Source organism: Mesorhizobium sp. WSM4311 (genome assembly GCF_002295115.1).
GTDB lineage: Bacteria > Pseudomonadota > Alphaproteobacteria > Rhizobiales > Rhizobiaceae > Mesorhizobium.
In genome coordinates, this window is record NZ_NSFV01000002.1 from 641,266 (window position 1) to 655,597 (window position 14,332).

Consider the following 14,332-nt stretch of genomic DNA (forward strand, 5'->3'; position numbering starts at 1 on the left):
ACGTGATTCGCCTTGTCCAGTGGCCCGGCGAAAAAAGATTAAAAATCGACTAAAATAATGCGCGTCTGGAGGTGCGGCGGCTGTACCTTCTCCCACACGGGAGAAGGTAAGGCGCGTTTAGGCCAGCGTACGCTCGACAATATCGCGCAGGTCCGCCGACAGGTTTTCGGCATTGGCGATCGAAAGCAGCGCTTCCCTGGCCTTGGCCTGCCGGCCCGGTTCGAGCGAACGCCACGACCGCAATGCCGTCGCCAGCCTTGCCGCCACTTGCGGATTGCGCTTCTCGACCTCGAGCACCGTCTGCGCGAAGAACCTATAACCCTCGCCGTCGGCGCGGTGGAAGCCGGTCTGGTTGGCGCTGGAGAATGTGCCGATCAGCGAACGCACCCGGTTCGGATTGGCCATCGAGAAGGCAGGATGGGCGGTTAGCGCGCGGACCGTGTCCACAGCCTGCGGCCCTGGCACGCTGGCCTGGATCTGGAACCATTTGTCCATGACCAGCGGGTCGGACGCATAGGTCTTTTCAAAAGCCGCCAGCGCCTTGTTTGCCTCCGGCGAAGCATGGTGGCGATGCGCGAGCACGGCAAGGGCGGCCGCGCGGTCGGTCATGTTGGTCGCGGACTGGAAATGCCTGGCCGCCAACGCCGCTCCGCCTTGCAGCAGCGAGAGATAGTCCAGCAAAATGTTGCGCAGGGCGCGTCGTCCTGCGCTCGCCGCGTCGGGACTGAAGGCCGCCTTGTCGGCGAGCCTGTGGTAGAGGCTGGAAAACGCCTCGGCATTGGTCGTGGCGATCGCCAGCGCAAAGCCCTGCCGGGCTGCATGAATGGCATCGGGGTCGATGTTCTTGCCGATGTCGCGGGCGATGTCGGCATCGCCCGGCAGTGCCAGCGCAAGCGCCCGGTAGGCAGGCTCCAGCGTCTCGTCGCCGGCGATGCTGCCGGCGAGTTCGGTCAGCCGTGTGGCGAAGACCGGCTGCCTGCCGCCAAGGAACTCGCGGAAGGCAGCGATCAGCGCATCGGTGAGCAGCGTGTTGAAGGCTTGCCAGCGCGAGAAGGCATCGCTGTCATGGCGGGCAAGGAAGAACTGGTCGTCGGCCTTCTGCTCGACCGACAGCGTCACCGGCGCCGAAAAGCCGCGGTTGAGCGACACCGCCGGACGCTCAATCACACCCGAAAAGCGCACCATATGGCGGCGCTTGCGCAGATGGATGACGCCGTCCTCGACGCTGGCGCCCTCGACGCCGCTATAAGCGACAGGCTTGCCGCCGGCGCCGATCAGCCCGAAGGCGAGCGGAATATGCATCAGCCGCTTGCGGCTTTCGGAGGGTGTCGGCGGCACCGACTGCTCGATTTCGAGCGTGAATTCCCGCGCGGACTGATTGTGCGTCGAACTGACCGTCAGATTGGGCGTGCCAGCCTGATGATACCAGAGCGCGAACTGCGACAGGTCGCGGCCCGAGGCATCCTCGAACACTTTGATGAAATCCTCGATGGTCGCCGCTTCGCCGTCATGCCGTTCGAAATAGAGGTCCATGCCGGCGCGGAAGGCATCTGCCCCCAGGATGGTGCGGATCATGCGCACCACTTCGGAGCCCTTTTCGTAGACCGTCGCCGTGTAGAAATTGTTGATCTCGCGGTAGCGGCGCGGCCGCACCGGATGCGCCAGCGGACCCTGGTCCTCGGGAAACTGGTGGGCGCGCAGCGTGCGCACCTCGGCAATGCGCTTGACCGCGCGCGAGCGTTGGTCGGCGGAGAATTCATGGTCGCGGAACACAGTCAGGCCTTCCTTCAGGCAAAGCTGGAACCAGTCGCGGCAAGTGATTCTGTTGCCTGTCCAATTGTGGAAATACTCATGTGCGATGATCGCCTCGATATTGGCGAAATCGGCGTCCGTCGCCGTCTCCTCGTCGGCCAGCACATATTTGTCGTTGAAGATGTTGAGGCCCTTGTTCTCCATCGCGCCCATGTTGAAGTCGGACACGGCGACGATGTTGAAGACGTCGAGGTCGTATTCGCGGCCAAACGCCTCCTCGTCCCATCGCATCGACCGCTTCAGCGCGTCCATGGCGTAGCCGGCCAGCTTCTCCTTGCCGCGCTCGACATAGATGCCGAGTTCGACCTTGCGGCCGGACATTGTGACGAAACTGTCGGCGACCCGACCGAGATTGCCGGCCACCAGCGCGAACAGGTAGGATGGCTTGGGGAAGGGGTCATGCCAGACGGCATAGTGCCAGCCGTCCCTGATATTACCTTTGTCCCCCGGATTGCCATTGGACAGGAGCAGCGGCGCCTCGTCGCGCAGCGCCTCGATCCGCACGGTGTAGACGGACAGGATGTCCGGGCGATCGAGGAAATAGGTGATGCGGCGGAAGCCCTCGGCCTCGCATTGCGTGCAATAGACATCGTTCGAGCGATAGAGACCCATCAGGGCCTCGTTGCCCGCCGGGGCCAGTTCGGTCTCGATCAGCAGTTGGAAGCGGCGCGCGGGCGGCTTGAGAATGGTGAGCTGGTCAGGTGTCACCAGCAGGTCCGCCGGTTTTGCCTTCTTGCCGTCGATCTCGACGCGCTTGAGCGTCAGCCCGTCGCCGTCGAGCACCAATGGCGCCGCCGCGGCTACGCCGTCGCGACGTTCGACAGTCAGTATCGCGGTGACGATCGTGGCCTCGGGCGAAAGGCGGAAGGTGAGGTTGGTCCGCGGAATGAGATAATCGTTGGGGCGATAGTCTTCGAGCTTGAAGACCTGGCCGGTGTCCGTGCGCATTCCGTTGTTTTTCCTGTCGATCGCGTTGGACGCGGAGTTCCCGCTGGTCCAAGAAATTTGAAGTCCGCGCTCTTTACACGAAATGGTCCCTCGACAAAACTCGGACGATGCCTATTTCAGGCATTCGTTCTCCACATCCCGCGAGGCAGCCATGACCGTCGTCACACCGAAATTCGGCATGGGCGCTTCCGTGCTGCGGGGCGAGGATACCGCCTTCATCCAGGGGCAGGGCCGCTACACCGACGATATCCAGCCAGACGGCGTCCTGCACGGCTATGTCCTGCGCTCGCCGATCGCCAAGGCGAGCTTCACCATCGGCTCGACCGAGGCGGCGAAGGCGGCACCTGGCGTCCATCTGGTGCTGACCGGCAAGGATCTCACCCATCTGCGCGATCTCAAGTCCGGCGTCATGCAGGCACAGCCGGACGGCACCAAAGCGCCGACGCGCGACATTCCGATCCTGTGCCGGGATCGAGTCAACCATGTCGGCGATGCGGTTGCCTTTGTCGTCGCCGACAGCCGCGCCTTGGCGCAGGATGCCGCCGAACTGATCGAGGTCGATTATGACGGCGAGGACGCTGCCTCCGGCACCGCGACGGCGCTTGCCGAGGGCACGCCGCTGGTCTGGCCGGAACTCGGCTCCAACCGTGCCTTCACCTATCATATCGGCGACAAGAAGAAGACGGACGCGGCTTTCGCGGGGGCCGCTCACGTCACGCGCATCGAATTCGTCAACAATCGGCTGGTCTGCAACTACATGGAGCCGCGCTCGGCGATCGGCGAATGGAATGTCGGGGAAAACCGCTTCGTGCTGACCACAGGGTCGCAGGGCGTGCATTCCATGCAGTACATCCTGGCCAGCGTGTTCAAGATCAAAAAGGACCAGCTGCGCGTCATCACGCCCGATGTTGGCGGCGGGTTCGGGCCGAAGAGCTTCGTCTACCGCGAATATCCGCTGGTGCTCGAGGCGGCGAAGCGGCTCGGCCGTCCGGTGAAATGGGCCGGCGACCGCACGGAACATTTCCTCACCGACGCCCAAGGCCGCGACAATGCGGTGACGGCCGAGATGGCGCTCGACAAGGATGGCCGATTCCTCGGCATGCGGGTCGACCTGCTTGCCAATATCGGCGCCTATGTCTCGCAATATGGCCCTTTCATCCCCTATATCGGCGTCACCATGTCGACCGGCGTCTATGATATCAGGGCGCTCGATGTCTCGGTGACCGGCCTCTACACCAACACCTGCCCGGTCGACGCCTATCGCGGCGCCGGGCGACCCGAGGCTGCGTTCCTGTTGGAAAAGCTGGTCGATGCCTGCGCGCATGATCTTGGCCGGCCCGTCGAAGAGATCCGCCGCCGCAATTTCATCCGGCCCGAGCAGTTTCCTTATCGCACGCAGACAGGCCGGCTCTACGACAATGGCGAATTCGAAGGGCATATGGACCGCGCCATCGAACGGTCGCAGTGGAAGGCGTTTCCGCAGCGGCTGGAACAGTCCAAAGCCGGTGGCAAGATCCGCGGCATCGGCATGGCGACCTATATCGAGGCCTGCGCCTTTCCGGGCTCCGAACCGGCCTTTGTCGAGCTCAATGGCGACGGCACGGTGACGCTGAAGATCGGCACCCAGACCAACGGCCAGGGGCATGCTACCGCCTATGCGCAGTTCCTGTCGGAAAAACTCAATCTCGACATCGACAAGATCCATGTCCGCCAGGGCGACACCGACGAATTGAAGGCGGGCGGCGGCACCGGCGGCTCGCGGTCCATTCCGCTGGGAGGTGTGTCAGCTTCCCGCGCGGGCGAGGATCTGGCCAACAAGATCAAGCGCATCGCCGCCGACGAGCTTGAGGCCTCGGCCGGCGATATCGAATTGTCCGATGGCGTTGCGCGCATCGTCGGCACAGACCGGAGCATCGATTTCTCGAGCATCGCCAAGGCCGCGAGGACGCCGGATGACCTTAAGGGGTTCGGCGAGTTCGTGCAGGACGAGTGCACCTATCCGAACGGCACCCACATCTGCGAGGTCGAGATCGATCCCGACACCGGCGCGACCGAGATCGTCCGCTACACCATCGTCGACGATTTCGGCGTCACCGTTAATCCGATCCTGCTCGCCGGCCAGGTCCATGGCGGCGTCGTGCAAGGCATCGGCCAGGCGCTGACCGAGAACACCATCCATGGCGAAGATGGGCAGCTCTTGACGGCGAGCTTCATGGACTACGCCATGCCGCGCGCCGACAATTTTCCGTTCTTCCATTTCGAGACCCGCAACGTGCCTTCGACCACCAATGCGCTGGGCATCAAGGGCGCGGGCGAGGCCGGCACGATCGGCTCGACACCGGCGGCGCTCAATGCCGTCACCGATGCGCTGTGGCGCGCCTATGGCATCAGGCATATCGAGATGCCGGCGACGCCGGCGCGGATCTGGGCCGCGATCAGGGGCGCATCGCCGACGTGACATCAGGGGCGGAACCAGGAACGACGGCAGGCCACGGCACGCTGAGGGGCATCGCGCTGAAGATCGTGTCCGTCGCGGTCTTTGTCGGCATGCAAACCTGCATCAAGGCGGCCGGCGACGTGCCGGCAGGGCAGATCGTCTTCTTCCGCTCCTTCTTCGCCATCTTCCCGATCATCGCCTTCCTGGCGGTGAAGGGACAGCTGCCGACGGCATTCGTCACCAAACGCCCCTTCAACCACGTCGCGCGCGGCGTCGTCGGCGTTGGCGCCATGGGGCTGGGCTTCTTCGCGCTCACCAGGCTGCCGTTGCCGGAGGCGATCACCCTGAACTATGCGCAGCCGCTGCTGGTCGTGGTGTTCTCCTCGGTCTTCCTTGGCGAGTCGATCCGCGTCTATCGCTGGAGCGCGGTCGCCGTTGGTCTTGTCGGCGTGCTCATCATTTCCTGGCCGGAGCTGACGCTGCTCAACTCGGATGAAGGGCTCGACGACCAGGAGGTCCTGGGCGTCATGGCCGCGCTGGTGGCCGCGGCGATCTCGGCGGTCGCCATGCTGCTCGTGCGCAATCTCGTGCAGACGGAGAAGACGGCGACCATCGTCCTGTGGTTCTCGTCGACCGCCAGCGTGCTCTCGCTGCTGACACTGCCTTTCGGCTGGCAAGCTCTGACGCCGACGCAAGCCGCGCTGCTCGTCATGGCCGGCTTCTGCGGCGGCCTCGGCCAGATCCTGATGACCTCCGCCTATCGCCATGCCGAGGCCTCGGTGGTTGCGCCCTTCGAATACACCTCGATGATCCTCGGCGTCGTCGTCGGCTATTTCATTTTCGGCGACGTGACCTCGCTCAACACGCTGGTCGGCGGCGTGATCGTGGTCGCCGCCGGCATCTTCATCATCTGGCGCGAGCGGCAGCTCGGCCTGGAGCGCACGCGCACCAGAACGGCCGCGCCGCCGCAGGGGTGATCAGGACCGTTCCAACCGCTCCCTCGCCAGCCGCACCAGTACCGCACGAGTCTGCTCGTCGGCGGGGAAGAAGGACTCGATCGCCAGTTCCGACAAGGTCACGTCGAGCGGCGTGCCGAAAACGGTGATTGTGCTGATGAACGACAGCACCTGATCGCCATGCGCGAGGCGCAGCGGATGCACGATGGCATTCGGCTCGACGGGCGTTGGCCTGCTGCCCTTCAGCCCGGACGGATAGGCGCGCAGCTCGCCCTCCAGTTCGACCAGCACCGGATCGCCGCTGGCATCGTTCTGGTGCTTGAGACGCTCAAGCAGGTGCGTGCGCCATTCCGCGAGATTGACGATGCGCGGTGCGATGCCGCCGGGATGCAGGGAAAGGCGAAGCACGTTGACCGGTGGCGCCAGCAGCGAAGCCTCGGTGACATCGGCGAGGAAGGGAGCAATCGCGGCATTCGCCGAAACCAGGTTCCAGTGCCGGTCCACGGCCAGCGCCGGGAAGGGCTCATGTCCCTTGAGCACGATCTCCACCGCCGCCATCGCTGGCGCCAGCGTCGTGTCGCTGAGCGGCCGTTCGCTGAAGCTCGGTGCAAAGCCAGCAGCGAGCAGCAGCTGGTTGCGCTGCCTTAGCGGGATCGAAAGCTGCTCTGCAAGATGCAGCACCATGTCGCGCGAGGGCGCGGCGCGCCCGCTCTCGACAAAACTCAGATGCCGCTGGGAGATTTCGGCCTCCATGGCGAGGTCGAGCTGGCTCATGCGGCGGCGCGTGCGCCATTCGCGGATCAGACTGCCGGCGGAGGTTTGGGCGGATGTCATGGCAGGATGGTTAGGCTGACAGGGGCGGCATTTCAATTACCTGCGGGGTTATGGCGATCTACGAGAGTGCCCGCAGCTTCGCCTTCACCTCGAGAAAATCCCGCCATGCCAGCTTCTTGTGCGCCGGCGTGCGCAGGAGATAGGCCGGATGCAGCGTCGGCATGGCCGGGATGGCGATGCCGGAGGCCGTGGTGTGGACGCGCCAGTTGCCGCGCAGCCGCAAAATGCCTTCCGAGGTGTTGAGCAAGGTCTTGGCCGACGGGCCGCCGAGGTTGACCAGCACCTTGGGATTGACCAGTTCGATCTGCCGCTCGATGAACGGCCGGCAGATCTCGGTCTCGTGCGGCGTCGGCGTGCGGTTGCCCGGCGGCCGCCACGGGATGACATTGGCAATGTAGACCGAAGTGCGGTCGAGCCCGATTGCGGCCAGCATGCGGTCGAGCAGCCGGCCCGAGCGGCCGACGAAGGGCAGCCCCTCAATGTCCTCGTCGCGGCCCGGTGCTTCGCCCACCAGCATCACCTCGGCGTCCGGGTTTCCGTCGGCGAAGACCAGGTTCTTGGCGGTGGCCTTGAGATTGCAGCCGTCGAAGGCAGCCATGTGCTGGCGCAACTCCTCCAGGGTCGTTGCCGTTGTCGCCAACTGGCGCGCAAGCGCCGCCTGGGCTTCGTCTGGCACCGCGGCGACCGATGAACGCGCCGGGGGCGCATCAGGCACCTTGCTTGCATCCAGTCCGGGCGGTGCCGCTGGCCGCTCCGGCGCCTTCTCTTCGGGAGGTGGCGCCACCAGCGCCGGCGCGCGCTCGACAGGTCTCGGCGCCGCCTCGGCGAAGCGATTTACCGGGGCGTCTTCCAGCGCCTCGTCGACGCCGGCGCTGGCATAGAAGGCCAGGATGTCGGCAATATCGGTCGGGCTGTTGGGGGACGCGGCAGTCATGGCGCGCACATTCGTCCGCATGACTGCATTTTGCAAGACCGGCCGCTTGCCCTATCCGGTCGGGATGCGCGGATCCTGCACCAGATAGAAGGTCCATCGCGGCGTGTAATCGGTCATCAGGAACTCGAAGCTGACGGTCTTCAGCGGGTCGACCTTGCCGTCCTTGAACAGCAGCCGGTCGTAAGGCTCGAACTCCCGGTCGAAATCGGCGAAATTGCTCGACCAGATATTGTCCGGCGTCTTGTTGCGTTGGTCGAAGGAAAGCCCGTCTCCAAACACGCTCGGCTGATCCAATACCTCCTGGAGCTCGAACTGGAATTCGATCCAGGCCTGGCCGCTGTTGTTGAGCACGTTGATGCGCATATACATGATGCCATTGGCGAATTCGCCCGCCTTGCCGAATGTCTGGATCGGCTTTGTCGTGCGGATGGTCAGCGTCACCGGTGTTGCCGAATTCAGCTCTTCGGTGATGACCAGCGGATCGTCCTTGGTTCCGATGCCGGAAGCTCCGGTGATGCGGAAGCCGCCGAGCTCGTCGGAGAAGGAATAGGCACCTGTCGCCCAGACCTTCACCTCGTTCGCGGCGGCGTGACCCGGTGCCGCCACCAGAAGGGCCAGAAGAATCGCCCGGCGGACCCGGCCGGGCGGGAAAAGAAAGCGCGTCGAAGAAAAGCCCGCTGGCCCAGGAATGCGCATGGCCGGAAGTATGGCCGATAAGCAAGCCGCCGAACAATCAAAAAACGCAGGCGTGGCCGGTCTTGCCGGGCGCAAATGGTTGCCCTGCCGCAAGATGCGCGACTTTTTGGCCAAATCCGCATTGTCACGTCTGCGCCGGTTTCCTGTCGCCAATTGATGCGCTATGCAGCGCAAGAGCCAGCAAGATACGCGACAGCGGCAAGCCAGTGCGGAGGGGTTGATGAGCGATATCGAACGCGAAAGCATGGAATTCGACGTGGTCATCGTCGGTGCCGGTCCGGCCGGCCTTGCCGCGGCCATCCGCCTCAAGCAGGTCAATCCCGAGCTTTCCGTCGTCGTGCTGGAAAAGGGCGGCGAGGTCGGCGCCCATATCCTCTCCGGCGCCGTCGTCGATCCGATCGGCATCGACCGGCTGCTGCCCGGTTGGCGCGAGGAAGAAGGTCACCCGTTCAAGACGCCGGTCACTGCGGATCATTTCCTGGTGCTCGGCCCTGCCGGCTCGTTCCGCCTGCCCAACATATTGATGCCGCCGCTGATGAACAATCACGGCAACTACATCGTCTCGCTCGGCAATGTCTGCCGCTGGCTGGCTGGCAAGGCCGAGGCGCTCGGCGTCGAGATCTATCCGGGCTTTGCCGCTGCCGGCCTGCTCTACAATGAGGAGGGCGCCGTCACCGGCGTCGTCACCGGCGACATGGGCGTCGAGAAGGACGGCACGCATGGCCCGGGCTTCGCGCCGGGCATGGCGCTGATGGGCAAGTACGTGCTGATCGGCGAAGGCGCGCGCGGCTCGCTCGCCAAGCAGTTGATCGCCAAGTACAAGCTTTCCGACGGCCGCGAGCCAGGCAAATACGGCATCGGTCTCAAGGAACTCTGGCAGGTCAAGCCGGAGAACCATCGGCCGGGCCTGGTCCAGCATTCCTTCGGCTGGCCGCTCGACATGAAGACCGGCGGTGGCTCCTTCCTCTACCATCTCGAGGACAACCAGGTGGCGGTCGGCTTCGTCCTCCACCTCAACTACAAGAACCCGTATCTGTCGCCCTTCGAGGAATTCCAGCGTTTCAAGACCCATCCGGCGATCGCGGGCACGTTCGAGGGCGCCAAGCGGATCGGCTATGGCGCGCGCGCCATCACCGAGGGCGGCTGGCAATCGGTGCCGAAACTGTCCTTCCCGGGCGGCGCGCTGATGGGTTGCGCTGCCGGTTTCGTCAACGTGCCGCGCATCAAGGGCTCCCACAATGCCGTCCTGTCGGGCATGCTGGCGGCCGATCATGTCGCCGAGGCAATCGGCGCCGGCCGTGCCAATGACGAACTCACTTCCTACGAGCAAGCCTGGCGCGCGACCGATATCGGCAAGGATTTGAAGAAGGTTCGCAACGTCAAGCCGCTGTGGTCGCGCTTCGGCACCATCGTCGGCGTCGGTCTTGGCGGCCTCGACATGTGGCTGAACACGCTGTTCGGCATCTCGCCCTTCGGCACGCTGAAGCACGGCAAGGCCGACTATGCCACGCTCGAGCCCGCCGCCCAGCACAAGAAGATCGCCTATCCGAAGCCCGACGGCGTGCTGACCTTCGACCGCTTGTCCTCGGTGTTCCTGTCCAACACCAATCACGAAGAGAACGAGCCGGTCCATCTGCTGGTCGGCGATATGGAACTGCAGAAGCGGTCCGAGCACGATGTCTTCGCCGGGCCTTCGACACGCTATTGCCCGGCCGGCGTCTATGAATGGGTCGACAAGGACGGCAACGCCGTCGCCGATCCGGCGGCGAAAGACGTCCGCTTCGTCATCAACGCGCAGAACTGCGTCCACTGCAAGACTTGCGATATCAAGGATCCGAACCAGAACATCAACTGGGTGCCGCCGCAAGGCGGCGAGGGTCCGGTCTACCAGGGCATGTGACGTCGCGCGGCCGGCGGTTTCGGCCTCGGCGGCAGAAAATGTGGGTGGGGGGCCGGCTGCGAGGGCATGCAGGTCAGCAGACCGTTGAAACGGCCGCCGGTCTATGGTTCCCTTCTCCGGGGATAGGGAGAAGGCCGATGCGCCGCATAGTTCTGACATGCCTCGTCGCCATTGGGACGCTGTGTGCGCCTCAGGCCTCGGCCGGCACCAGGGCAGTCATCCAGACGCGGACCTACGACGTCACGGGAGGCTCGGGCGCCGCCCTCATCGACGCGATGGACAGACAAGGCCCCCGGCACGGCTTCATGACGCACGCCATCGCCACAACCTCCTATACCGTCGACTGGGATCTCGACGCCGGCCAGGGCAACGGCTTCTGTCGGATGCGAGGGGGCAATGGCACGCTGAATCTTTCCTACACCTTCCCGCGCCTTGCCTCACCCGCGACGCCGGCCCTGAGGAGGCGCTGGAACAGGTTTTTCGCAGGTGTTCGCGCCCATGAGGAAACACATGGGCGCATCGCCAGGGAGATGATGCGCGCTACGGAAAGGTCGATAACCGGCCTGCGGGTCGCCAACGACCCGTCCTGCCACAAGACGCGCCGCGAGGCGCGGCTGCGCATCCAGGCGATCTATGCCGAATATGAGGCCAAACAAAACGCCTTCGATCGGCGTGAACACCGCAATGGCGGCCATGTCGAGCATCTGATCGCTGCCTTGACCGGAAAACCTTGAACCAGGGCAATTCCAGGAAAAGTGTAAAGCGGTTTTCCCGGGAAAGCGCCGCAGCGGTTTCCCTTCGGAATTGCGTTGGAACAAGGGACCAGAGCCCTCGCCATCGCGGGACCTTGCCGCCAGCCCCGCTCGATTGGCGTGTCAGCTTTGCGGCTTCACCGACAAGTCGCTCGCCGCGAGCGCGGTGGCGTGGTCATTCTCAGGCTGCTTGTCGTCTGGCCTTAGCGTGAACTCGACAAGCACCGGCAGATGATCGGAGCCGGTGTCCTCCAGCCGCTTCGAAGATAGGATCGTCAAGCCGCCCTTGCTGAACACCTGGTCGATCGGCAGGCCCGCATAGCGGCGCAGGACGTCGGGCAGTGTCCGGTGGATCCAGGTCGGCCCGGCCGAAGGCATAAGAGTCAGCCCGCCGAAAGCCGCGACCCGCCGCACCGCCGCACTCCACGGCACGGCGTTGCAATCGCCGGCCATGATCGCGGTCTCGCCCAACCCGGCCAATGTCTGCGCCAGTTCGCCGATCTGCCAGTATTGCTCCTTCGGCCACGGCCAGCTCAAATGGATCGCGGCGACATCGACGTCGATCCCGCCGAAGTCGATGGTGGCGGTTGCCATCGCGCCGCGCGGCTCGCAGCGCGGTGTGGTGCCGGCCACGAACGGCCGGCGCGACAGCAACGCCACCCCGAACATGCCGTTCGGGTAGGGGCACAGGATACGGTAGGGATAGGCGCTGGCGATGTAGCCAAGCTCGGTCGTCCACATCTGCGACACCTCATCGAGGGTGATCACGTCCGGGTTGGCGCGGCCGATCAGGGAGAGCACTTTCTTCGGCGTCGGGTTGTTGAAGCGCAAATTCATCTGCAGCAGGCTGTAGACAGCCTGATCGGCGGGCTTGGCAACCGCCGGCTGCGGCCAGAGCCTCGGCAGGGCGCTTGCCGTCGTGGCCAGGCAGGCGATGGCAAACAGCAGCCCCGCTGCCGCTTGCAGCCGAAACGAGCTGGCAAGCAGCGGCAGTGCCAGAAGCGCCATGAGCACGCTGAAGTGAATGCGGAAATGCGAGAAGGAATCGAAGGCCGGATGCAGCGTGCCGAAGAATCCGGCCAACAGCGCGGCCGATAGCGCGGTCATCGCCAGGAATGCCAACCCAGCCATCATTTTCAAGCGCGCGCCTGTCATCATCGAGGTCGTGTCTGCCGAATGCCGCCTGACGATCCGTTCCATCTGCTTATCGGCCCAATTGTCGCCCGGGCAAGACGACGAAATGCATCGCCCAGGCGCTGCGGCGGCCTATTGGAACGCTGTCTCCGAAAAGCTCCGGAGCTTGCGCGAATGCAGCCGCTCCATCGGCATCTCGGCCAGCTTCTCCATCGCCCTGATGCCGATGGTAAGGTGCTGCGCCACCTGGCGCTTGTAGAACTCGGTCGCCATGCCAGGCAGCTTCAACTCGCCATGCAGCGGTTTGTCGGAAACGCACAGCAGCGTGCCATAGGGGACGCGGAAGCGGAAGCCATTGGCGGCGATCGTCGCCGATTCCATGTCGAGCGCGATGGCGCGCGACTGCGACAGGCGCTGCACCGGTCCACGCTGGTCACGCAGTTCCCAGTTGCGGTTGTCGATGGTGGCGACCGTGCCGGTGCGCATGATGCGCTTCAGATCGTAGCCGGACAGGCCGGTGACTTCGGCGACCGCTTCCTGCAGGGCAACCTGGATTTCCGCCAACGGCGGAATCGGCACCCAGACCGGAAGGTCGTCGTCCAGCACGTGATCTTCGCGCACATAGGCATGCGCCAGCACATAGTCGCCGAGCGCCTGGGTGTTGCGCAGCCCGGCGCAATGGCCAAGCATCACCCAGGCATGCGGCCGCAGCACGGCGATATGGTCGGTGATCGTCTTGGCATTGGAAGGGCCGACGCCGATGTTGACCATTGTGATGCCGCCATGGTTCGGCTTTTTCAGGTGATAGGCCGGCATTTGCGGCAGGCGCTGCGGCCCAACGCCTTCGCTGGGCGCGTTCTGCCCGGCTTTGGTCACGACATTGCCCGGCTCGACGAATTCCGCGTAACCGCCGCCGCCCTTCTCCATCAGGTCGCGGGCGCGGGCGACGAACTCGTCGATGTAGAACTGGTAGTTGGTGAACAGCACGAAGTTCTGGAAATGCTGCGGGCTGGTGGCCGTATAGTGGGTCATGCGGTGCAGCGAATAGTCGATGCGCTGCGCCGTGAACGGCGCCAGCGGCCTTGGTTCGCCGAAGGCCACTTCGAACGTGCCGTTGGCGATCTGGTCGTCGGTGCCGTCGAGATCCGGCACGTCGAACAGGTCGCGGATCGGCCGCTCGATGCGCTCCGCGGCGGCTCCGTCGACGTAAGTTCCCTCCAGGAAGGCGAAATGCAGCGGAATGGGCGTGGTCGATTCCGAGACCGTGACCGAGACACCGTGGTTGCGCATGATCAGGCGCAGCTGTTCGACCAGATAGCTCTCGAACAGGTGCGGCTGCGTGATCGTGGTGGCGAAATGGCCGGGTGTCGGCATATGGCCGTAGGCTTGGCGCGAGTCGACCTGGGTAAAGGAACTCGTGGTGACGCCGATCTCGGGATAGAAGGCGCGGTAGCGCTTGCTGCTGTCGCCGCCGGCGGCCGCCAGGGCCGCGAAGGCGTCGCGCAGGAACTTGGTGTTGCGGTCGTAAAGCAGCTGCAGTGCGGCAACTGCTTTTTCGGCGCTGTCGAAGCTTTGCCGGCCAAAAGGCTCCGGCATGACGACAGATTCGATGGCTTGGGGGTAGATTCGCTTTTCCATGGCTCAATATAGAGACTTGGACGAGCGGTTGGGAGGGGTGTCGCTGCCGAAGGCGCTCAAAGCGGAATTTTTCTTTATCCCCGCTGCAGGCTGACCAGCAGAACGAAACCCACGCCGGACTTCCTCAGGGCCGGCGCCTCGATCGTCGAGCCGGTGCCGCTACGCATCATCGGCACCGCCAGGACCGGCGCGGCCAGGAGCACCAGGATAAGCGCCGCCCGCGGCAGGAGCCGAAGGGTCTTGAGAGTGTTGGCGGCGATGCGGGTCATGATGTCTGAGCTTTCGAGGTCC

12 protein-coding genes are annotated in these 14,332 nt (G+C 64.3%); 5 read left to right on the forward strand and 7 right to left on the reverse strand.

The window, feature by feature from the left end; translation table 11 throughout:
• Nucleotides 1-117 precede the first annotated feature (117 nt).
• On the reverse strand, nt 118-2,760 hold the full coding sequence (pepN, locus tag CK226_RS06805) for an aminopeptidase N (RefSeq protein WP_095791393.1): 2,643 nt from the start codon (nt 2,758-2,760) through the stop codon (nt 118-120).
• 151 nt (nt 2,761-2,911) lie between these two features.
• Between pepN and CK226_RS06810 the strand changes: the two genes are divergently transcribed.
• Together CK226_RS06810 and CK226_RS06815 are read left to right on the forward strand one after the other, a co-directional pair.
• Nucleotides 2,912-5,218 carry a xanthine dehydrogenase family protein molybdopterin-binding subunit gene (locus tag CK226_RS06810; protein ID WP_095791394.1) on the forward strand — a complete coding sequence of 769 codons (2,307 nt, stop codon included), beginning with the start codon at nt 2,912-2,914 and terminating at the stop codon, nt 5,216-5,218.
• A complete protein-coding gene (locus CK226_RS06815) occupies nt 5,215-6,174 on the forward strand; it encodes a DMT family transporter (protein ID WP_095786873.1) in 960 nt (319 codons plus the stop codon). Before CK226_RS06810 ends, CK226_RS06815 begins: the two co-directional genes overlap by 4 nt.
• On the opposite strand, the gene CK226_RS06820 is transcribed toward CK226_RS06815, so the two are convergent.
• From CK226_RS06820 to CK226_RS06830, 3 genes are read right to left on the reverse strand one after another with little or no spacing between them, the layout of a single operon-like run.
• Nucleotides 6,175-6,987: a helix-turn-helix transcriptional regulator gene (locus CK226_RS06820; protein ID WP_095791395.1), complete on the reverse strand. Its 813-nt coding sequence runs from the start codon at nt 6,985-6,987 to the stop codon at nt 6,175-6,177.
• Between the two features lie 58 nt (nt 6,988-7,045).
• Nucleotides 7,046-7,921 (reverse strand): uracil-DNA glycosylase, encoded by an 876-nt coding sequence (locus CK226_RS06825; RefSeq protein WP_179295756.1) that lies wholly within the window; start codon nt 7,919-7,921, stop codon nt 7,046-7,048.
• Between the two features lie 51 nt (nt 7,922-7,972).
• The gene (locus tag CK226_RS06830; protein ID WP_095770750.1) at nt 7,973-8,617 is read right to left on the reverse strand and encodes a hypothetical protein; all 645 of its coding nucleotides are present in this window, start codon (nt 8,615-8,617) and stop codon (nt 7,973-7,975) included.
• On the opposite strand from CK226_RS06830, the gene CK226_RS34770 reads away from it, so the two are divergent.
• The 3 genes from CK226_RS34770 to CK226_RS06840 all read left to right on the forward strand — a co-directional run bounded on the left by CK226_RS34770 (nt 8,616) and on the right by CK226_RS06840 (nt 11,251).
• Nucleotides 8,616-8,774 carry a hypothetical protein gene (locus CK226_RS34770; protein WP_179295755.1) on the forward strand — a complete coding sequence of 53 codons (159 nt, stop codon included), beginning with the start codon at nt 8,616-8,618 and terminating at the stop codon, nt 8,772-8,774. The genes CK226_RS06830 and CK226_RS34770 overlap by 2 nt on opposite strands.
• 63 nt (nt 8,775-8,837) lie before the next feature.
• Nucleotides 8,838-10,517, forward strand: a complete 1,680-nt coding sequence (locus CK226_RS06835) for an electron transfer flavoprotein-ubiquinone oxidoreductase (RefSeq protein ID WP_095791455.1) — start codon at nt 8,838-8,840, stop codon at nt 10,515-10,517.
• A 137-nt stretch (nt 10,518-10,654) separates the two neighbouring features.
• Entirely contained in the window at nt 10,655-11,251 is a 597-nt protein-coding gene (locus CK226_RS06840) for a DUF922 domain-containing protein (RefSeq protein ID WP_095786506.1), read from the forward strand.
• A gap of 141 nt (nt 11,252-11,392) precedes the next feature.
• On the opposite strand, the gene CK226_RS06845 is transcribed toward CK226_RS06840, so the two are convergent.
• From CK226_RS06845 to CK226_RS06855, 3 genes are all read right to left on the reverse strand, one after another.
• Complete coding sequence (locus tag CK226_RS06845) at nt 11,393-12,403, reverse strand: endonuclease/exonuclease/phosphatase family protein (RefSeq protein ID WP_179296343.1); 1,011 nt, start codon at nt 12,401-12,403, stop codon at nt 11,393-11,395.
• Between the two features lie 132 nt (nt 12,404-12,535).
• Nucleotides 12,536-13,999 (reverse strand): AMP nucleosidase, encoded by a 1,464-nt coding sequence (locus CK226_RS06850; protein ID WP_245318004.1) that lies wholly within the window; start codon nt 13,997-13,999, stop codon nt 12,536-12,538.
• A 116-nt stretch (nt 14,000-14,115) separates the two neighbouring features.
• Complete coding sequence (locus CK226_RS06855) at nt 14,116-14,310, reverse strand: hypothetical protein (protein WP_095770747.1); 195 nt, start codon at nt 14,308-14,310, stop codon at nt 14,116-14,118.
• Nucleotides 14,311-14,332 lie beyond the last annotated feature (22 nt).